Source organism: Streptomyces sp. MMG1533 (assembly GCF_001279775.1).
Classification (GTDB): domain Bacteria; phylum Actinomycetota; class Actinomycetes; order Streptomycetales; family Streptomycetaceae; genus Streptomyces.
On sequence record NZ_LGDG01000164.1, the window covers coordinates 1 to 312 of the forward strand.

Annotated in this window: 1 pseudogene; it reads left to right on the top strand. The window is 81.1% G+C overall.

What is annotated here, in order from left to right:
• Window positions 1-312: pseudogene (locus tag ADK57_RS47450) on the top strand (helix-turn-helix domain-containing protein); the annotation flags it as partial.

The following is a 312-nucleotide window of genomic DNA, read 5'->3' on the forward strand; positions in this document are numbered from 1 at the left end:
CCCCGCGGGCCCACCCCCCCCCCCCCCGTCCCCCCCCCCCCCCCCCCCCCCCAGAAGCGCCCCCCCCCAAACCCCCTCCCCGCCGTGCCGCACCCGGCGCACCCCGCCCCCGCCCTCCTCCAGACGGCCACGGACCTCCTCGCCGGCCTCCGCCGCCACGACCCCGGCCTCCTCCTCTCCACCTGCGACACCACCCATCTCGCCCCCGGCGTCGCCGCCTGGCTGGAGCGCGATGTCAGCCCCACCGCCGTACGCCACGCCCTGACCGCAGACCTCCCACCCGAGGGCCCACGACGTCCCGCGGCCCTGCTC